The 18,546-nt window shown below is 69.2% G+C and carries 15 protein-coding genes and 1 pseudogene; 4 read left to right on the top strand and 12 right to left on the bottom strand.

The features are described 5' to 3' along the window. The first annotated feature begins 31 nt into the window (after positions 1 to 31). Positions 32 to 919, top strand: a complete 888-nt coding sequence (locus AB7P10_RS16260; protein ID WP_428294895.1) for an alpha/beta fold hydrolase — start codon at positions 32 to 34, stop codon at positions 917 to 919. 16 nt (positions 920 to 935) lie between these two features. Here AB7P10_RS16260 and AB7P10_RS16255 read toward each other — a convergent pair whose 3' ends face one another. Beyond that, positions 936 to 1,412, bottom strand: a complete 477-nt coding sequence (locus AB7P10_RS16255; RefSeq protein WP_428294894.1) for a MarR family winged helix-turn-helix transcriptional regulator — start codon at positions 1,410 to 1,412, stop codon at positions 936 to 938. 121 nt (positions 1,413 to 1,533) lie between these two features. On the opposite strand from AB7P10_RS16255, the gene AB7P10_RS16250 reads away from it, so the two are divergent. Genes AB7P10_RS16250 through AB7P10_RS16240 form a run of 3 tightly spaced genes read left to right on the top strand, consistent with a single transcriptional unit; the run spans position 1,534 to position 4,529 of the window. Beyond that, positions 1,534 to 2,736 carry a 3-hydroxybenzoate 6-monooxygenase gene (locus AB7P10_RS16250; RefSeq protein ID WP_428294893.1) on the top strand — a complete coding sequence of 401 codons (1,203 nt, stop codon included), beginning with the start codon at positions 1,534 to 1,536 and terminating at the stop codon, positions 2,734 to 2,736. 16 nt (positions 2,737 to 2,752) lie between these two features. Further along, positions 2,753 to 3,811 (top strand): cupin domain-containing protein, encoded by a 1,059-nt coding sequence (locus AB7P10_RS16245; RefSeq protein WP_428294892.1) that lies wholly within the window; start codon positions 2,753 to 2,755, stop codon positions 3,809 to 3,811. 16 nt (positions 3,812 to 3,827) lie between these two features. After that, positions 3,828 to 4,529 (top strand): fumarylacetoacetate hydrolase family protein, encoded by a 702-nt coding sequence (locus AB7P10_RS16240; RefSeq protein ID WP_428294891.1) that lies wholly within the window; start codon positions 3,828 to 3,830, stop codon positions 4,527 to 4,529. Positions 4,530 to 4,542: 13 nt separating this feature from the next. Here AB7P10_RS16240 and AB7P10_RS16235 read toward each other — a convergent pair whose 3' ends face one another. From AB7P10_RS16235 to AB7P10_RS16185, 11 genes and pseudogenes are all read right to left on the bottom strand, one after another. Continuing rightward, entirely contained in the window at positions 4,543 to 5,118 is a 576-nt protein-coding gene (locus AB7P10_RS16235) for a hemerythrin domain-containing protein (protein ID WP_428294890.1), read from the bottom strand. A 1-nt stretch (position 5,119) separates the two neighbouring features. After that, entirely contained in the window at positions 5,120 to 5,524 is a 405-nt protein-coding gene (locus tag AB7P10_RS16230; protein ID WP_428294889.1) for a ribonucleotide reductase subunit alpha, read from the bottom strand. A gap of 13 nt (positions 5,525 to 5,537) precedes the next feature. After that, positions 5,538 to 6,122 carry a nitroreductase family protein gene (locus tag AB7P10_RS16225; RefSeq protein ID WP_428294888.1) on the bottom strand — a complete coding sequence of 195 codons (585 nt, stop codon included), beginning with the start codon at positions 6,120 to 6,122 and terminating at the stop codon, positions 5,538 to 5,540. Between the two features lie 83 nt (positions 6,123 to 6,205). Then, on the bottom strand, positions 6,206 to 8,620 hold the full coding sequence (locus AB7P10_RS16220; RefSeq protein ID WP_428294887.1) for an adenosylcobalamin-dependent ribonucleoside-diphosphate reductase: 2,415 nt from the start codon (positions 8,618 to 8,620) through the stop codon (positions 6,206 to 6,208). Positions 8,621 to 8,634: 14 nt separating this feature from the next. Beyond that, positions 8,635 to 9,867 carry an NAD(P)H-dependent flavin oxidoreductase gene (locus AB7P10_RS16215; RefSeq protein WP_428294886.1) on the bottom strand — a complete coding sequence of 411 codons (1,233 nt, stop codon included), beginning with the start codon at positions 9,865 to 9,867 and terminating at the stop codon, positions 8,635 to 8,637. Further along, positions 9,848 to 10,546: pseudogene (locus AB7P10_RS16210) on the bottom strand (carbonic anhydrase); the annotation flags it as partial. The gene AB7P10_RS16215 and the pseudogene AB7P10_RS16210, both read right to left, overlap by 20 nt. Then, entirely contained in the window at positions 10,543 to 11,400 is an 858-nt protein-coding gene (locus AB7P10_RS16205; protein WP_428294885.1) for a peptidylprolyl isomerase, read from the bottom strand. The pseudogene AB7P10_RS16210 and the gene AB7P10_RS16205, both read right to left, overlap by 4 nt. A 26-nt stretch (positions 11,401 to 11,426) precedes the next feature. Continuing rightward, positions 11,427 to 12,158, bottom strand: coding sequence for a respiratory nitrate reductase subunit gamma (narI, locus tag AB7P10_RS16200; RefSeq protein ID WP_428294884.1), 732 nt, complete (start codon positions 12,156 to 12,158; stop codon positions 11,427 to 11,429). Then, a complete protein-coding gene (gene narJ, locus AB7P10_RS16195; protein ID WP_428294883.1) occupies positions 12,155 to 12,868 on the bottom strand; it encodes a nitrate reductase molybdenum cofactor assembly chaperone in 714 nt (237 codons plus the stop codon). Before narJ ends, narI begins: the two co-directional genes overlap by 4 nt. 1 nt (position 12,869) lies before the next feature. After that, entirely contained in the window at positions 12,870 to 14,402 is a 1,533-nt protein-coding gene (gene narH, locus AB7P10_RS16190; RefSeq protein WP_428294882.1) for a nitrate reductase subunit beta, read from the bottom strand. Then, on the bottom strand, positions 14,399 to 18,217 hold the full coding sequence (locus AB7P10_RS16185; protein WP_428294881.1) for a nitrate reductase subunit alpha: 3,819 nt from the start codon (positions 18,215 to 18,217) through the stop codon (positions 14,399 to 14,401). The genes narH and AB7P10_RS16185 overlap by 4 nt, the downstream gene beginning before the upstream one ends. Between the last annotated feature and the right edge of the window lie 329 nt (positions 18,218 to 18,546).

Genomic DNA, 18,546 nt, shown 5'->3' with positions numbered 1-18,546 from the left:
TATGAACCAAGCCACCCTATCGGAGCCCACCATGAACACATCGCCCCAGCAGACCGCATCGGCCTACTACGACGCCAACCCAGGCACGCGCTGGTTGCGCTGGGCGTTGGGCCTGTCCGAACGGGTCTGGCCCGCGCTGGCCGTGCGCGGCGCGCTGCGCCTGTTCGGCACACCGCTGCCGCCCAAGTGGCTGTACCGGCGCCAGCCCGCGCTGGGCTCGTGGCGGGCCGAGACCTGGGCTTTCGAGGACGCCAGCCTCACGCTGTACCAGCCACCACCCGGACCGCACGGACCGCTGGTGCTGTTGCTGCACGGCTGGGGCGGCCATGCGGCGCAGATGCTGCCGCTGGCCGAGGCCCTGGCACAGCGCGGCCTGCGCCCCCTGCTGGTGGACCTGCCCGCACACGGCCGCAGCCAGGGCCGCACCAGCAATCTGCCGCAGTTCGCCCGCGCCATCGAGTACCTGACCGCGCGCCTGCAGCAGCAGGGGCATGAGGTGCGCGGGGTGGTGGCGCACTCGCTGGCGGCCAACGCCCTGGCGTACGCCGCCGCGCGCGGCCTGCCGGTGGCGCGCATCGCGCTGCTGGCGCCACCGGCCTCTCCCTATGAATACACGCGCCTGTTCGCCAAGGTGTTCGGACTGAGCGAGCGCACGCGCGCCGGGCTGCAGCAACGGGTGGAGGCGCGCGAGGGCATTCTGATGCGCCAGTTCGAGCCGGCCGCCGTCGGCCCGCGCGTGGCGAGCCCCACGCTGATCGTGCACGACCGCGAGGACCGCATCAACCGCTTCGCCGACGCCGAGGCCTACCGCGACGCGATCCGCGGCGCGCGGTTGATCGAGACCAGTGGCCTGGGACACACCCGGCTGCTGCGCGATGCAGCCGTGAGCGCCGCGGTCGCCGGGCACATGCAGGGCTGAACACCCGCAGCGGGGCTCACTTCAGTGCGTCGCTGGGCGCGCGGCTGTGCTCGTTGTTGGTGTGAACCAGCAGGCGCAGCAGCTTCATGAACTCGGTGCGCTGGCGCTCGCTCAGGGGCGCCAGGATGTGGTCCTGGGCCTGCAGCATGGCCGGCACCGCCTCGGCCAGCACGCCCTGGCCGGCGGTGGTCAGCGTGAGCTGGCGCGCGCGCCGGTCCTCGGGCGCGGTGCGGCGCTCGACCCAGCCACGCGACTCCATGCGGTCGACCACGCCACCGGTGGTGGACGCGTCCAGCGCCACGGTGCGCGCCAGCGTGCGCTGGTCGATGCCGGGGTTGTTCGCCACCGTCTGCAGCACGGCGTATTGCACCGGCGTCAGACCCAGTTCACCCATTTCCTGCAGGAAGATGCCCACCGAAATCTGGTGCAGGCGCCGGATGTTGTGACCCGGCAGATGGTCGATGTCGATGGCCGGCGGCGCACGGTGTTTCATGGCGGAAAGCAGGAACGTCCTGAAGCGCCCGGGTGACGGACGGGGGTTGCCGGGATGCTAGCACCGCCCATAAAATAAGTACACATATCATTAGCACACGGCGCAATTGCAGGAGACAGGCATGAACCCGGAATCCCTGGAACACCCCGTGCTCGTGGCCGGCGGCGGTATCGGCGGTCTGGCGGCGGCCCTGGCTCTGGTGCGCCAGGGCTTTCGCGTCAGGGTGCTGGAACAGGCGCCCGAGGTGGGCGAGATCGGCGCCGGCATGCAGCTCGGCCCCAACGCCTTCCATGCCTTTGACGCGCTGGGCGTGGGCGAGCAGGCGCGCGGCAAGGCCGTCTACACCGACTTCATGGTCATGCACGACGCGCTCGATGAGTACCAGGTGGGCAAGATCCCCACCGGCGAGGCCTTCCGCCAGCGCTTCGGCAATCCGTACGCGGTGATCCACCGCGCCGACGCGCACGGCGCCTTGCTCGACGGCGTGCAGGCCAGCGGCCGGATCGAATTCCTCACGTCCACGCGCGTCGAGCGCATCGAGCAGGACGCGCAGGGCGTGACGGTGCACGACCAGCGCGGCCACACCCACCGAGGCCTGGCCCTGGTCGGCGCCGACGGCGTGAAGTCGGTCGTGAGGCAGCAGTACGTGGGCGACGAGGCGCGCGTGACCGGGCATGTGGTCTACCGCGCGGTGGTCGACAAGGCCGACTTCCCCGAGGAATTGCGCTGGAACGCCGCGAGCATCTGGGTCGGCCCGAATTGCCACCTGGTGCACTACCCGCTGCGCGGCGGCGAGCAGTACAACGTGGTCGTGACCTTCCACAGCCGCGAGCCCGAGCAGTGGGGCGTGACCGAAGGCAGCAAGGCAGAGGTGCAGAGCTACTTCCAGGGCATCTGCCCCAAAGCTCGACAGCTCATCGACCTGCCGAAAAGCTGGAAGCGCTGGGCCACGGCCGACCGCGAGCCCATTGGCCAGTGGAGCTTCGGCCGCGTCACGCTGCTGGGCGACGCCGCCCACCCGACCACGCAGTACATGGCGCAGGGCGCGTGCATGGCGATCGAGGACGCGGTGACGCTGGGCGAGGCCTTGCGTGTGAACCACAACGACTTCGAGAAGGCCTTCGGGCTCTACCAGCGTTCGCGCGTGGCGCGCACCGCGCGCATCGTGCTCAGCTCGCGCGAGATGGGCCGCATCTACCACGCCAAGGGCGTGGAGAGGCTGGTGCGCAACGACCTGTGGAAAGGCCGCACGCCCGAGCGTTTCTACGATGCGATGGAATGGCTGTACGGATGGAACGTGGCCCATTGCCTTGCCCCGCACTGAACACCCAGGAGACCCCATGAACGACCTCGGACGACTCGAAGACCTGCCCGCCGACTACGTGGCCGAGCTGCGCGCGCTCAACCTGGTGCCGCTGTGGCCCAGCCTGCGCGGCGTGCTGCCGCCGACCATCCCCACGCGCCAGACGCAGGCCACGCACTGGCCCTACAAGACGATCAAACCGCTGCTGCTGAAGGCCGGCGAGCTCACCCCCATTGAGAAGGCCGAGCGCCGCGTGCTGGTGCTGGCCAACCCCGGCCACACGCTGGAGAAGATGCAGGCCAGTGCCGCGATGTACCTCGGCATGCAGCTGCTGCTGCCCGGCGAATGGGCGCCCAGCCACCGCCACACGCCCAACGCGGTGCGCATGGTGGTCGAAGGCGAGGGCGCCTGGACCACGGTGGACGGCGAGAAGTGCCCCATGTCGCGCGGCGACCTGATCCTCACACCCACGGGCCTGTGGCACGAGCATGGCCATGACGGCAGCGAGCCGGTGATCTGGCTCGACGTGCTCGACCTGCCGCTGGCGCACTACCTGGAGGTCAGCTACCACCTCAACGGCACACGCCAGGACGTCAAGCCCGGGCAGGGCGACCGCGCCTACGCGCGCGGCGGCGTGGTGCCCACGCCCGTGTTCGGCCGCAGCGGCAAGCGCTACCCCATGCTGCGCTACCCCTGGGCCGACGCGAAGGCCGCGCTGGAGTCGCTCGCAGCCGACCGGCCCGACGTGGGCGCCGTGCAGGTGAGCTACGTGAACCCCGAAACCGGCGAGGACGTGGAGAACATCCTGGGCTTTCACGCGCTGATGCTGCGCCCGGGCCAGACGCTGGAGCTGCCCGCGCGCTCACCCGCGGTGGTCTACCACGTGATCGAAGGCGCGGCGCGCGTGGCCACCGCGACGCAAGGCTTCGACCTGGTGGAGGCGGACACGAGCTGCATCCCGGGCTACACCGCCACCACGCTCACCAATGCCTCGGCGAGCGCGCCGGCCTTCCTCTTCATCGCCGACGAGTCGCCGCTGCACCGCAAGCTCGGCGTCTACGAAGTGCGTCCCGACAACCAACCCAACATGCCCTGAAGCTGGCTGCGCCCACATGACCACCTACCTGTTCCCTCCGCCCCCTGTCGCGTCGCTGCCCGTGCGCGGCACGGCCGCACACTTCCCCGTCAACCGCCTGTTCTTCGTCGGCCGCAACTACCACGCGCACGCGGTGGAAATGGGCAAGCCGGTGGACAAGACCGTCGAACGGCCGTTCTACTTCACCAAGGCACCGCAGACGCTCACGCTTTCGGGCGCGACCACGCCCTATCCGAGCGAGACCGGCAACTACCACTTCGAGATGGAACTCGTGCTGGCCGTGGGCAAGCCGGGCTTTCGCGTGAAGGCCGAGGACGCGCACGGCATCATTTACGGCTATGCGGCCGGTCTGGACATGACGCGGCGCGACCTGCAACTGGTCGCGCGCGACAAGGGCCGCCCCTGGGACCTGGGCAAGGACGTGGAGCATTCGTCGGTGTGCAGCGAGATCGTGCCCATGCCGGGCGTGGTGATCGAGCGCGGCGCGATCGAGCTATTGGTCAATGGTGCGGTGAAGCAGCAATCCGACGTGGACAAACTGATCTGGAACATCCGCGAAATCATTGCCGACCTCTCGCTGTTCTACCACCTGCAACCCGGCGACCTGATCTACACCGGCACGCCCGAGGGCGTGGGCGCGGTGCAGCCGGGCGACAAGATCACGGGCCGTGTGGAAGGCGTCGGCGAGGTCGCGCTGACGGTCGGCCCCCAGGCCTGAGCGCGCACCGGGCTCAGGCGGGCTCCAGCCCCCGGCGCCGCATCATGTCCTCGCTCATGGCCTGCAAGGCCCGGGGCGACAGGCTGGCCCGCGCGGCCGGGTACACCAGGCCGTCCTCCTCGCGCAGGTGGCGCTCGTACAGGCGCGCGAAGCCGGTGAGCACGACCGCCTCCTGCGGGCGGAAATGGGCCCAGCCCGCGGGCGGCGCCTGCGCCACGGACGCGAGCACCTCGCGCGCGCGCGCCCATGCAGCCTCCATGTCGCGGTGATCCTGCTGCAGGCTTTGCACGATCAGGTGCATCGCCGCATCGCTGCCCGCCAGCAGGGGCGGGAACACATGGCGTTCCTCGTCCTCGTGGTGCAGCGGCGCGGCCACATCGAAGTAGCGCATCACGTCGCGCGCCGCGCTGGCCACGCTCTCGTCCCAGCCGCGCACCAGCACGTGCTGCTGCAGCCGGGCCAGCAGGCCCAGCATGCGTTCGACGCGCTCGTGGCAGGCACCGAGCATCTCGAACGGCGCCTCGAACCCGGCGGCGGGGGCGTGGTGCCCGGGCAGGCCGATGGATGACAGCGGGATCGAGCTGTCCATCTCAGCCCAGGGCCACGGCCTGGCCTTGCGGGTCGAACGGGACGAAGGCGTGCAGCTGGCCCTGGCGGATCGCCTCGACCATGTCCTGCAGCGGCTGCTCGGCCTCGGCGCTGCCAGGCGGGCGGCCTGGCGCGCCCGCGAGCGCGGCGGCGAACACCATGCCCCAGGGTTGACCAAAGGCCTCGGCCTCGCGCACGAGCTGGTCGAACGAGGCGAGTTCGTCCAGCCCCTTGTCCACGCACATCCGCGGCACCAGTGCGCCGCCTTCGCCGCGCTCGAATTCGAGCCGCTGGGCTGGCGTGGCATCGTCGGGCAGTTCCACGCCGGCAAACACGAACAGCAGGCGCTGCGGCAGGGGCTGGCTGCGCGCGGCGCTCAGCAGGTCGTCGAAGGTCTGTATGTTCACGGGGTCTCCAGGTTCATGGGGCGTTGTCGGGCGCGGGGCCCAGCGTGCTGCAGTAGTCGGCCACGGCCGGGCGCACGCGCGCGGGCCGGCGCGCCGCCACCGTGCCCACGCTGAGAAAGCACAGGGCGTGTTCGCCTGCGTGCAGGCCGAAGCGCAGGCGCAGGGCGGTGGAGCCAAGCGCCTTGCCGCTGGTGAGCGCCGAGCCGTATCCCATGGCGGTGGCCATGAGCAACATGTTCTGCACCGCGCACCCGGCCGAGAGAATGCGCTCGGACAGGTCCACCGCCGGGTCGCCGCGCTGGCCGTCGACCACCACCAGCAGCAGCAAGGGCGCGCGGTGCGCCTTCTCGCGCGCCTGGTCCAGTTGCACGGGCGTGGCGTCGGCATCGCGCTCGCGCAGGGCCTGGGCGAACACCTCGGCCAGCGAGCCGCGTTCGCTGCGGGGCACGATCACGAAGCGCCAGGGCAGCAGCTGCCCGTGATCGGGCGCGGCGGCGGCCGCACCCAGCAGGGCCTGCAGCTGGTCGGCGTCGGGCCCGGGCGCCAGCAGGCGTTTGGGCAGCACGGTCTGGCGCGCGTGGATCAGGTCGGCGGCCATGCGCGCGCACTCGCGTTCGACGGCATGGCACCCGGTCCCACCTAGGTCGTCGGCGCGCGGTGGTCGGGCGTGCAGCGCCGTGTTCATCCGCACACCCCGAGGTGACCGCATTGCGTGCAGTAGTCGCAGCCGTCCTTGCGGATCACCGCGTGCGCGCCGCACTCGCCACACTTCTTGCCCGGCATCACGCCCGGCGTGAGCGCCACCGCCACGGGTGGCGCGGGCATGTTGACGGGCGTGACGCCGGCGCGCTGCGCGATCAGGGTCTGCACCGCGTAGGCGATGGCGGCCACCACCGAGTCGTGCCACATCGGCACGTGCGTGCCGTCGGCCTTCTGGTGCGTGCCCATGCGCACCGGCCCCCGGTCCCACACCACCTTGCGCATGTCGCGCAGGGCGCGCTCGAGAAACCCGCCACGCGCGGCCAGCGAGAGCAGGCGCATGCTGGACGACACCCACTGCTGCGACTCGCCGCTCTGCCCCACCGGCATGAAGAACTCGATCGCGCGTTCGACCGTGCCTGACTCGTCCGCGGTGGGCACCGGCAGAAAGGACACCAGCAGGTACAGGGTCTGGTGGCCCTCCTGCGTCCAGTACTCGATCTTGTCGGCCACCGCGGGCAGCGCGCCCGGTGGGCGGCTCTCGATCACGGTGCGCATCGGGTCCACGGTGGCCACGCTCGCCGTCGTCTCGGGCGTGGGGCCGGTGTCGAGCACCGAGCCCAGGACGGCGTTGGGCCGGTAGGTCGCCAGGCCCTTGAGCTGCGCGCGCCAGGCCTGGCGGTACAGGTCCTTGAAGTCGTCGTAGGGGTAGTCGGCCGGCACGTTCACCGTCTTGGAGATCGCCGTGTCCACGAAGGGCTGCACCGCCTCCATCATGGCCAGGTGGTCGGCCGCCGGCATGGACAACGCGCTCACGAAGTACTCGGGCAGTTGCGCCATGTCGCCGCCAAGCTCGCGGTAGAGCCGCCAGGCGTGGTCTTCCACCGCGTAGTCGGTGGTGCTGCCGTCGGCCTCGCGCTTCTTGCGCCGGTACATCCAGGAGAACGGTGGCTCGATGCCGTTGGAGGCGTTGTCGGCAAAGGCCAGGCTGACGGTGCCGGTGGGCGCGATCGACAGCAGGTGGCTGTTGCGGATGCCGTGCGCGCGGATCGCCGCGCGCAGCGCCTCGGGCAGGCGGCTGGCGAAGGTGCCTTCGGCCAGGTAACCGTCGGCGTCGAACTTCGGGAACGCGCCCTTCTCCTGCGCCAGCGCCACCGAGGCCGTGTAGGCCGCGTCGCGCATGCGCTCGGCGATCTGCGCCGCCAGGGCACGGCCCTCGGCGCGGTCGTAGCGCACGCACAGCATGGCCAGCGCATTGCCCATGCCGGTGAAGCCCACGCCGATGCGGCGCTTGGCCATGGCCTCCTCGCGCTGCTGCGGCAGCGGCCAGAAGGTCAGGTCCAGCACGTTGTCCAGCGCGCGCACCTGCAGCGCCACCACCTGTTCGAAGGCCTCGAAGTCGAAGCTGGGCAGGCCACCGAAGCCGAAGGGATGGCGCACGAAACGCGGCAGGATCACCGGCCCGAGGTCGCAGCAGCCGTACGGCGGAAGTGGCTGCTCAGCGCAGGGATTCGTCGCCTCGATGGTCTCGCAGTAGCGCAGGTTGTTGTCCTGCTGGATAGGGTCGAGGAACAGGATGCCGGGTTCGGCGAAGTCGTAGGTCGAGCGCATCACCGTGTCCCACAGTTCGCGCGCGCTCAGGCTGCGGTAGACCCACAGGCCGTCGGCCCGCTGGTGCGCGCCCTGGGCCAGCAGCGCCGCGCCCGGGCGCGCGCGGTGCACCAGCTCCCAGGGCTGGTCGTCGGCGAGTGCACGCATGAAGGCGTCGCTCACGCCCACCGAGACGTTGAAGTTGTTCCAGCGCCCGGGCGTGCGCTTGGCGGTGATGAACTCGATCACATCCGGGTGGTCAATGCGCAGCACGCCCATCTGCGCGCCGCGGCGCGCACCCGCGCTCTCCACCGTGGCGCAGGACTGGTCGAACACGTTGATGTAGCTGCACGGGCCCGAGGCCAGCGAGCCGGTGGCCTTGACCTCGGCGCCGCGCGGGCGGATGCGCGAGAAGTCGTAGCCCACACCGCCGCCGCGGCGCATGGTCTCGGCGGCTTCGCGCAGGGCTTCGTAGATGCCGGGGTAGCCGCCCTCGTCAACGCCCTGGATGCAGTCGCCCACCGGCTGCACGAAGCAGTTGATCAGCGTGGCCTGGATCGCCGTGCCGGCCGCGCTCATGATGCGGCCGGCCCCGATGGCGCCGGCCTGCAGGTTGTCGAAGAAGCGCTGCTCCCACCGGGCGCGGTCGGCCTCGGGTTCCACCGAGGCCAGGGCGCGCGCCACGCGGCGGTAGATGTCGGGCGCACCGGTCTCGCCTTCCTTGAGGTACTTCTCCTGCAGCACGTCCAGCGTGATGGGTTGCTGGCCGATGGCGGTGCTGGCGTTCTTGATCGCGTCGCGTTTCATGTTCGAGGATTCCTTCAGATGGCCAGGGCGGGCCGCACGCCGCCCAGCAGCCACAGCATGAGGTCCTGCACCGGGCGGATCTGCTGGCCGAACGGCAGCACGCCCGCACCCCGGAAGAACAGGCCCTTCTGCGCATCACCGTCGAGCGCATGGCCGAGCTGCTGGTCGATGCAGAACTGGCCCATCTCGCCCTTGCCGTCGCGCAGGCCGCAATGGGCCAGGCAGTCAAACGCCATGTTGCACTTTTTCTTCACATGTGCAACCGCCTTCAGTCGCGGCTCCAGGCGCAGGTATTTGTCCAACCAGGGCGTGCGCACGGCGCGCGCGGGCAGGCCGGCCACGCTGACGAACTCCACCAGGTCCTCGGGTCGGGCCTCGGCCAGCACGCGCTTGAACCCGGCATCGGCGTCACATTCCAGGGTGACGGCAAATGCCGTGCCCAGTTGCACCGCGCTGGCGCCCAGGCCCTGCAGGCGCAGGATGTCGTCGCGGCTGCCGATGCCGCCAGCGGCGATCAGCGGGATCTCGCGCTCGATGCCGGCGGACCGGAAGAATTCGAGCACCTGCGGGATCACGACCTCGAAATCGAAGCGGGTATCCCGCAGATCGTCCACCTTCGCCGCGCCGAGATGACCGCCGGCCAGCCGCGGGTGCTCGATCACGATGGCATCGGGCAGGCGGCCCTTCTTCTCCCACTTGCGCACCAGCAGCTGCACGCCACGCGCGTCCGACAGGATGGGAATGAGCGCGGCGTCGGGGTGGTCGCGCGCCAGCTCGGGCAAGTCCAGCGGCAGGCCCGCGCCCACCACCACCGCGTCGGCGCCGCTCAGCAGTGACTGGCGCACGTAGGGTTCGTAGGCGCTGAGCGCCTTCATCACGTTGACGGCGACCAGGCCGCGGCCGCACGCAATGGCCTGCGCGCCCCGGATCTCGCGGTCCAGCGCGGTCAGGTTGGCCGCGTCGATGCGCGCGCGCGCGTCGGCTTCCTTGTCCAGGTGGGCGGTCGCCGCCATCAGGTCGGGGTGGCGGCGGCGCAGGTCGACCGAGGAGACCGTGCCCACGCCGCCCAGGCCGGCCACCGTGCCCGCCAGCGAGGCCGCCGACACCCCCACGCCCATGCCGCCCTGCACCACCGGCAGCAGCTCGCGGCCGCGCAGCCGCCAGGTGCGCAGGCCGCCCTGGCTCGCCAGGGCCCGCAGTTCGGCCGCCCGTGCCACCGCGTCGTAAGTCGCTGATGATTTGTCCATCGTGCTCCACATAAGGTTGGTACGGCCCGGTGCCGCTGTTGGAGGCTAATGAGGCCGCGATGAAATCGCCTTGCTGTGCGTCAAACACATGCACTTCCCCGTCCTCGATCACGTAGTGCCAGCCGTGCAGGGTGAGCGCGCCGGCCTCGACCTGGCGCCGCACCATGGGGTAGCCCATCAGGCGCTCGAGCTGCAGCACCACGGCGCGCTGCTCGGTGCGGCGCAGGGATTCCGCGCAGGCCTGCACCGGCAACAGGGCTTCGTCCACCAGCTTGAGCCAGGCCGTGAGCGCCACCGCCTCGGCGGGTGCGCCGTCGTAGGCGGCGCGGATCGCGCCGCAGTGGCTGTGGCCACAGACCACGATGCGCTCCACCTGCAGGCTGAGCACGGCGAACTCGATCGCGGCCATGGTGCCGTGCAAACCGTGCGACTGGTCATAGGGCGGCACCAGCGCGCCGACGTTGCGCACAAGGAAGAGCTCGCCCGGTCCGGCGCCGGTGAGCAGGTAGGGCACGAGGCGCGAGTCGGAACAGCCGATGAACAGCGTCTTGGGGTGCTGGCCCTCGGCCACCAGGTCCTGGAAGCGCTGCTGGTGGCGCGGGAAGTAGTCGGAGCGGAAATGCCGCAGGCGCAACAGCAGCTCGTCCGCTGCTGCGGCGTCGGCGGCCGGCCCGCTCATTGAACGAGAGGCGTGTCGGCCCCCTCCAGCTCCACGCCCTCCAGTTGCGCCTGACCCACCAGCAGCTGCAGGTACTGGCGCAGCGCCGTGGCCTGCGACTGCAGGGCCAGCCGCGCACCGATCTGCGCCTGCAGTTCGGCGAAATCGGGCAGGCGCCCTTCCTGGCGCTCCAGCACCTCGACGATGTGCAGGCCGAAGCGGCTGTGCACCAGGCGCGGGTGCAGGCCCACAGCCTGGATGGCGTCGTTCTGCAGGAACAGGGCCCTGGCCAGCTCGGGCGCGCAGTCTTGCGGCGTGATCCAGCCGAGGTCGCCGCCCTGGGCGCTCGACGGGCAGTTGGAGAGTTCGGCCGCGAGCTGCGCGAAACGATCGGCCGGCGCGCCCTGGCGCGAGAGTTCGAGCAGCGCGGCCTCGGCGCGCTGGGCCAGCGCGTTCACCGGCACGCCCGGCGTGACCGCGAACAGGATGTGCCGCACGTGCAGCGCCTGGCCGATCACGAAGCGCGGCTTGTGGGCCTCGTAATGCCGCCGGCATTCGTCCGCGCCCGGCTCGGGCGAGTGCACCTCGGCTTCGAGCAAGGCCTCGATCGCCGCGCGCGTGTCGGCATCGGGCTCGGGCGCGCTCAGGCCGGTGTAGCGCGGCAGCAGGCCGGCGCGCACCGCCTGCTGGCGCAGCAGCTCGGCGCAGGCGCGTTCGCGCAGGGTTTGCGCGTCCAGCACCTCGCCAGCTTCGTGCAGGGCGATGCCGTTGACGCTGGCGATCGCGGCCGGGGCCGCAGCGGCCTCTGTGCCTTTGCAGGCACATGCGCTGCTGCCGCAGCCGGTGGAGGTGGAGGTGGAAAGGTCCTGGCTCATGGCGGCTCCCGGGGGTGTGGGGTGAATCAGTGGGGCTTGGCCGGGTGCGCCGGGTTGTTCGGGTTGGCCGGCACGCCCAGGCGGCGGCTGCGCACGACCTGGTAGGGCCGCACCAGATAGGCCACGCTGGCGAAACCACTCCACACATGCACCAGCCGCGAGAACGGGAACAGCAGGAAGATCGTCATGCCCAGCACCAGGTGCACCTTGTAGGGCCAGTCCATGTCGACCAGCGCGGCCGCGTCGGGACGGAAGGTGACGATGCGCTGCGCCCACTCGGCCAGCACCAGCATGGCGCTGCCGTCGGCGTGCGAGTACGAATACGGCAGCGTGATCAGACCCAGCACCAGTTGCACCCACAGGATGACGAGGATGGCCAGGTCGGTGCGGTGGCTGGTCAGGCGGATGCGCGGGTCGAAGATACGCCGGTGCAGCAGCAAGGACAAGCCCACGAAGCAGATCACGCCGGCCGTGCCGCCCGCATAGATGGCCAGGCGCTGCTTGACCGCGGCATCCATGAAGCCTTCGTAGAAGAAGTGCGGCGTGAGCAGGCCCACGAAGTGGCCGAAGAACAGGAACAGGATGCCGATGTGGAACAGGTTGCTGCCCCAGCGCAGTTGGCCCCGGCGCAACAGCTGCGAGGAATCGCTTTTCCAGGTGTACTGGTCGCGGTCGAAGCGGGCCAGGCTGCCCATGAGGAACACCGCCAGGCAGATGTAGGGATAGACGCCGAAGAGGAAGTGATGCAGTGAGGTCATGCCTGCGCTCCTGGTGAAGGGGAAGGGTGGCGGCCGGGAACCGCCTTCACGATGCGGATGGGCTGGGGCTGGCCAGGTTTGGCCTGGCCGTCGGTGGAACAACCGCCGAACACCGCGGGTTCGGCCCAGCTCTCGTCGATGCCGGGGTCGGCGGCCACCGGCACCGGCTCGGCCTTCTCGCCGGCAATCTCCAGCACTGCGGCCAGCACGCTGGCGTAGGGGCTCTGGCGCTTGAGCAGCGCGCTGAAGATGGCGCGCACGATGTGCGCGCTCTCGCCCAGGAATTCGCGCGCCACGGGGGCGGGCTGGGTGGAGGCGAACTCCAGCAGCACGCTCAGGTGGTCGGGCAGCTCGGCCGCATCGAGGTAGAGGCCGGCTTTCTCGTAGGTCTGGATCAGGTCGATCATGGCCGGGCCCCGGTCGCGCGAATCGCCGAGCACGTGTTCGAACAGGTGCAGCGCGGTGCTGCGCCCGCGGTCGAACAGCTCGACATAGGCGGCTTCGACGTCGAGCGCCGGCTGCTGGCTCAGGTGCGCCAGCAGCGCATCGAGCTCGACCAGGCGTGCGGGCGACAAGGCGGCCTCGGCGCGCAGCGCGTCGCGCAGTTCAGCGGCGTGCTCGCGCAACGCGGTGGTGGGGTAGCGCAGCAGGTGGGCGAGCACGCGCAGCGTGTGCACGGCGGGCTTTTGAGCGGACGAGAAGAACGCCATGTCAGACCCCCGCCTTGATCGGGATGGTGCGCTTCTTCTCGCTGCCGAACAGGCTGGTCTCGGTCTGGCCCTCGGAGCAGCCGTTGCCGAAGCTGAAGCCGCAGCCACCCTTGATGTTGAAGGTGTTCTCGGCGTACTCGCGGTGGGTGGTGGGAATCACGAAGCGGTCCTCGTAGTTGGCGATCGCCATGGTGCGGTACATGTCCTCGACCTCCCGCACGCTCAGGCTCACCTGGTCGAGCACGTCCTGGTTGACCACGCCGTCCACGTGCTTGGCGCGCTGGTAGCTGCGCATGGCCAGCATGCGTTCGAGCGCGCGCACCACGGGGATCGTGTCGCCCGCGGTCAGCAGGTTGGCCAGGTACTTCACCGGGATGCGCAGCTGGCTCACGTCCGGGATCTCGCCGTTGCTGCCCACCTGCCCGGCGTTGGCCGCGGCGGTGATGGGCGAGAGCGGCGGCACGTACCAGACCATGGGCAGCGTGCGGTACTCGGGGTGCAGCGGCAACGCCACCTTCCAGTCCACCGCCATCTTGTAGACCGGGCTGTGGCGCGCGGCCTCCAGCCAGTTCTCGGGGATGCCGTCGGCGCGCGCCTGCGCGATCACCGCCGGGTCGTGCGGGTCCAGGAAGAGGTCGATCTGCGCCTTGTAGAGGTCGATCTCGTTGGGCACGCTGGCGGCTTCCTGGATGCGGTCCGCGTCGTACAGCAGCACGCCCAGGTAGCGGATGCGGCCCACGCAGGTCTCGCTGCACACGGTGGGCTGGCCCGCCTCGATGCGCGGGTAGCAGAAGATGCACTTCTCGGCCTTGCCGCTCTTCCAGTTGTAGTAGATCTTCTTGTAGGGGCAGCCGCTCACGCACATGCGCCAGCCGCGGCACTTGTCCTGGTCGATCAGCACAATGCCGTCTTCCTCGCGCTTGTAGATCGAGCCCGAGGGGCAACTCGCCACGCAGGCCGGGTTGAGGCAGTGCTCGCACAGGCGCGGCAGGTACATCATGAAGGTGTTCTCGAACTCCCCCACCATGGCCTTCTGCGCGGCCTCGAAGCCGTCGAAGTTGGCGTCCTTGCTGCGCTTGGAAAACTCGCCACCCAGGATCTCCTCCCAGTTCGGGCCCCACTCGATCTTCTCCATGCGCTGGCCGGTGATGAGGCTGCGCGGGCGCGCGGTGGGAGCGTGCTTCATCTCGGGCGCCGACTGCAGGTGGTCGTAGTCGAAGGTGAAGGGCTCGTAGTAGTCGTCGATCTCCGGCAGGTGCGGGTTGGCGAAGATCTTCATCAGCAGCTGCCACTTGCCGCCTTGCCGGGGCACGATGCTGCCGTCGGCCCTGCGGGTCCAGCCGCCGTGCCACTTCTCCTGGTTCTCCCATTCCCTGGGATAGCCGATGCCGGGCTTGGTCTCGACGTTGTTGAACCAGGCGTATTCCACGCCGGGCCGGCTGGTCCAGACGTTCTTGCAGGTGACGGAACAGGTGTGGCAGCCGATGCACTTGTCCAGGTTGAGCACCATGCCGATTTGCGCGCGGATCTTCATGGGTTCTCTCCTTGGGACTGGTAGGCGCGGATGAGGTGGTCGTCGGCCGGTGTGTCGAGCCAGTCCACCTTGTCCATCTTGCGGACCACGACGAACTCGTCGCGGTTGGTGCCGATGGTTCCGTAGTAGTTGAAGCCGTAGCTGAGCTGCGCGTAGCCGCCGATCATGTGGGTCGGCTTGAGCACAATGCGGGTGACCGAGTTGTGGATGCCGCCGCGCACGCCGGTGATCTCGGAGCCCGGGGTGTTGATGATCTTTTCCTGCGAGTGGTACATCATCACCATGCCCGGGTTGACGCGCTGGCTGACCACCGCGCGCGCGGCCACCGCACCGTTGATGTTGAACAGCTCGACCCAGTCGTTGTCCTGGATGCCCGCGCTCTTCGCATCGTCCTCGCTGAGCCAGACCACGGTGCCACCCCGGTTGAGGGTGAGCATCATCAGGTTGTCGCTGTAGGTCGAGTGGATGCCCCACTTCTGGTGCGGTGTGATGAAGTTCAGCTGGATCTCTTTGTGGCCGTTGGGCTTGATGTTGTGGATGCCCTCGGTGGTCTTCAGGTCCACCGGCGGGCGGTAGCTGCCCAGGCCTTCGCCGAAGGCAATCATCCAGGGGTGGTCCTGGTAGAACTGCTGGCGCCCGGTGAGGGTGCGCCACGGAATCAGTTCGTGCACGTTGGTGTAGCCGGCGTTGTAGCTCACCGTCTCGCTCTCGATGCCGCTCCAGGTCGGGCTGCTGATGATCTTGCGCGGCTGCGCCTGGATGTCGCGGAAGCGGATATTCTCGTCCTCGCGGTACAAGGCCAGGTGGGTGTGGTCGCGCCCGGTCTGCTTGCCCAGGGCCTGCCAGGCCTTCACGGCCACGTGGCCGTTGGTCTCGGGCGCGAGCTGCAGGATCACCTCGCAGGCGTCGATGTCGCTCACGATCTTCGGCATGCCCTTGCTCACACCTTCGTCCTGCGTGGTGCCGTTGAGCTGGCCGAGCTGCTCGACCTCGGTGCCGGTTTTCCAGCCGATGCCCTTGCCGCCGTTGCCCAGCTTGTCCATCAGCGGGCCGAGGGCCGTGAAGCGCTTGAACACATTGGGGTAGTCACGCTCGACCACGGTGATCTGCGGCGCGGTCTTGCCCGGGATGAGTTCGCAGTGGCCCTTGCGCCACTCCTTCACGTCGAAGGGCTGCGCGAGTTCACCCGGGGTGTCGTGCATGATGGGCGTGAGCACCACCTCCTTCTCCACCCCCAGGTGGCCCACGCAGACCTCGCTGAAGGCCTGGGCGAAGCCCTTGTAGATCTCCCAGTCGCTGCGGCTCTGCCACACCGGGTCCACCGCCGCCGACAGCGGGTGGATGAAGGGGTGCATGTCGCTGGTGTTGAGGTCGTTCTTCTCGTACCAGCTCGCGGTGGGCAGCACGATGTCCGAATACAGGCAGGTGGTGCTCATGCGGAAGTCGAGCGTGACCAGCAGGTCGAGCTTGCCCTGCGGCGCGTGCTCGTGCCACACGACCTCTTCGGGCTTCGCTTCATCCCGACCGAGGTCCTTGCCCTGCACGCCGTTCTCGGTGCCCAGCAGGTGCTTGCAGAAGTATTCGTGGCCCTTGCCGCTGGAGCCCAGCAGGTTGCTGCGCCACACGAACATGTTGCGCGGCCAGTTCTGCGGCGCGTCGGGGTCCTCGCAGCTCATGGCCAGCGTGCCGTCCTTGAGCGCGCGCACCACGTAGTCTTTCGGGTCCAGGCCGGCCGCGGTGGCGTCCTGCACCACCTGCAGCGGGTTGGTCTTGAGCTGCGGCGCGCTGGGCAGCCAGCCCATGCGCTCGGCGCGCACGTTGAAGTCGATCATGCTGCCACCGAACGCGGCCTTGTCGGCCAGCGGGCTCACGATCTCTTCCATGCCGAGCTTTTCGTAGCGCCACTGGTCGGTATGGGCGTAGAAGAAGCTGGTGCTGTTCATCTGGCGCGGCGGGCGGATCCAGTCGAGCGCGAAGGCCAGCGCGGTCCAGCCGGTCTGGGGGCGCAGTTTTTCCTGGCCCACGTAGTGCGCCCAGCCGCCACCGCTCTGGCCGATGCAGCCGCACATCATCAGCAGGTTGATCACGCCGCGGTAGTTCATGTCGGCGTGGTACCAGTGGTTCATGGCCGCGCCGATGATCACCATCGACTTGCCATGCGTCTTGTCGGCGTTGTCGGCGAACTGCTGCGCCACGGTGATGACCTGGTCGCGCGGCACGCCGGTGATGCTCTCCTGCCAGGCCGGCGTGTAGGCGGCGTTGTCGTCGAAGTCCTTCGCGCCACTGCCCAACCCGCGGTCGATCCCGTACTGCGCGACCTGCAGGTCGAACACGGTGGCCACCAGGGCGTGGCGTTCCTCGCCGGCCTTGCCCAGGCGCAGGCGCACGGCCGGCACGCGGGCGTGGTTGATGGCGCCGTTCTGCGCATTGGCGGTGAAGTGCGGCGCGGCGTTGCCACCGAAGTAGGGGAAGGCCACGTCCACCACCTGGTGGTCCTGCTCGCCGTCCTCGATCACCGAGAGCTTGAGCCTGACCTCGGTGTCGCCGCGGGCCTCCTTGGCCTCCAGGTTCCACTTGCCCTCGTCGGCGCGTCCGGCCTCGCCCCAGCGAAAGCCGATGGATCCGTTGGGCAGCACGGCCTTGCCACCGGTGTCGAAGGCCACGGTCTTCCACTCGGGGTTGTTCTTCTGGCCGAGCTGGCCGTTGAAGTCGCTGGCGCGCAGGTAGCGGTCGGGCACCAGGGTCTTCGTGCCGTCGGCGAGCACATGCTCCTTCAGCATCACCAGCAACGGCAGGTCGGTGTAGCGGCGCGCGTAGTCGTCGAAGTAGCTGCTTCTGGGTTTTCCGCCCGCGGGGAAATAGAAGTTCTTCAGCACCACATGGCCCATGGCCATGGCGAGCGCGGCGTCCGTGCCCTGCTTGGGGTGCAGCCAGAGGTCGGAGAGCTTGGCGACCTCGGAGTAGTCGGGCGTGACGGCCACCGTCTTGGCGCCCTTGTAGCGCACCTCGGTGAAGAAGTGCGCGTCGGGCGTGCGCGTCTGCGGCACGTTGGAGCCCCAGGCGATGATGTAGCTGCTGTTGTACCAGTCGGCCGACTCGGGCACGTCGGTCTGCTCGCCCCAGATCTGCGGGCTGGCCGGCGGCAGGTCGCAGTACCAGTCGTAGAAGCTCATGCACACGCCACCGATGAGCGAAAGGTAGCGGCTGCCGGCGGCGTAGCTGACCATGCTCATGGCCGGGATCGGGCTGAAGCCGATGATGCGATCGGGCCCGTGCTGTTTGATGGTGTAAACATTGGCTGCGGCGATCAGCTGATTGACCTCGTCCCAGGTGCTGCGCACGAAGCCGCCCATGCCGCGCACCTGCTGGTAGTCGCGCCGGGCTTCGGGGTTCTCGACGATGGAGGCCCAGGCGTCGACCGGGGTCTTCGCCACGTTCAATGCGGTGCGCCAGCGCTCGAGCAGGCGGCCGCGCACCATGGGGTACTTCACGCGGTTGGCGCTGTAGAGGTACCAGCTGTAGGAGGCCCCCCGCGCGCAACCGCGCGGCTCGTGGTTGGGCATGTCCCAGCGTGTGCGTGGGTAGTCGGTCTGCTGGGTTTCCCAGGTGACGATGCCGCCCTTGACGTAGATCTTCCACGAGCACGAGCCGGTGCAGTTCACGCCGTGGGTGCTGCGCACGATCTTGTCGTGCGCCCAGCGGTTGCGGTAGGCGTCTTCCCAGGTGCGGTCTTCGCCGGTGGTCTGGCCGTGTTTGCCCGAGAAGGCTTCCTTGGGCAGGGAGAAGTGGGTCAATCGGTCCAGAAAGTGGCTCATGGGGTGCTCCGGTTGGGGTGTGCTGTGAGGGTCATTGGCTGTTCATTCGGCGCGAGGTGCGTGCCTGCTTTTGCATGCCTGCTTTTGTGGGGGCCGAGGTCAGCGGGGCGGATGCTTCCGTTCGTGTCCCCCGCCCACCGCGTGGGCTCCTCCTGGAGCTCGCTGCAGCATCCGCCCCGCTGACCTCGGCTGCCTGCACAGCTGCGCGCAATGACTGAAGACCTTGGTGCGCCCACATCGTTGACGGACTCAGGACGGCGTGGCGCTCCGCTGCGGTAGGTTATGGAGGAGCCCACGCAGTTGGCGGGGGACACGAACGAAGCGGAGCG

It is taken from the genome of Hydrogenophaga sp. (genome assembly GCF_050182545.1).
GTDB lineage: Bacteria > Pseudomonadota > Gammaproteobacteria > Burkholderiales > Burkholderiaceae_C > Hydrogenophaga.
The sequence above is the reverse complement of the archived record's forward strand: the minus strand, read 5'-3'. Positions and strand labels throughout refer to the sequence as shown.

What these genes read in the sequence shown, in the direction of transcription:
- AB7P10_RS16260 (WP_428294895.1), top strand. Translation starts at nt 32, where the DNA reads ATGAACACATCGCCCCAGCAGACCGCATCGGCCTACTACGACGCCAAC.
- AB7P10_RS16255 (WP_428294894.1), bottom strand. Translation starts at nt 1,412, where the DNA reads ATGAAACACCGTGCGCCGCCGGCCATCGACATCGACCATCTGCCGGGT.
- AB7P10_RS16250 (WP_428294893.1), top strand. Translation starts at nt 1,534, where the DNA reads ATGAACCCGGAATCCCTGGAACACCCCGTGCTCGTGGCCGGCGGCGGT.
- AB7P10_RS16245 (WP_428294892.1), top strand. Translation starts at nt 2,753, where the DNA reads ATGAACGACCTCGGACGACTCGAAGACCTGCCCGCCGACTACGTGGCC.
- AB7P10_RS16240 (WP_428294891.1), top strand. Translation starts at nt 3,828, where the DNA reads ATGACCACCTACCTGTTCCCTCCGCCCCCTGTCGCGTCGCTGCCCGTG.
- AB7P10_RS16235 (WP_428294890.1), bottom strand. Translation starts at nt 5,118, where the DNA reads ATGGACAGCTCGATCCCGCTGTCATCCATCGGCCTGCCCGGGCACCAC.
- AB7P10_RS16225 (WP_428294888.1), bottom strand. Translation starts at nt 6,122, where the DNA reads ATGGCCGCCGACCTGATCCACGCGCGCCAGACCGTGCTGCCCAAACGC.
- AB7P10_RS16220 (WP_428294887.1), bottom strand. Translation starts at nt 8,620, where the DNA reads ATGAAACGCGACGCGATCAAGAACGCCAGCACCGCCATCGGCCAGCAA.
- AB7P10_RS16215 (WP_428294886.1), bottom strand. Translation starts at nt 9,867, where the DNA reads ATGGACAAATCATCAGCGACTTACGACGCGGTGGCACGGGCGGCCGAA.
- AB7P10_RS16205 (WP_428294885.1), bottom strand. Translation starts at nt 11,400, where the DNA reads ATGAGCCAGGACCTTTCCACCTCCACCTCCACCGGCTGCGGCAGCAGC.
- narI (WP_428294884.1), bottom strand. Translation starts at nt 12,158, where the DNA reads ATGACCTCACTGCATCACTTCCTCTTCGGCGTCTATCCCTACATCTGC.
- narJ (WP_428294883.1), bottom strand. Translation starts at nt 12,868, where the DNA reads ATGGCGTTCTTCTCGTCCGCTCAAAAGCCCGCCGTGCACACGCTGCGC.
- narH (WP_428294882.1), bottom strand. Translation starts at nt 14,402, where the DNA reads ATGAAGATCCGCGCGCAAATCGGCATGGTGCTCAACCTGGACAAGTGC.
- AB7P10_RS16185 (WP_428294881.1), bottom strand. Translation starts at nt 18,217, where the DNA reads ATGAGCCACTTTCTGGACCGATTGACCCACTTCTCCCTGCCCAAGGAA.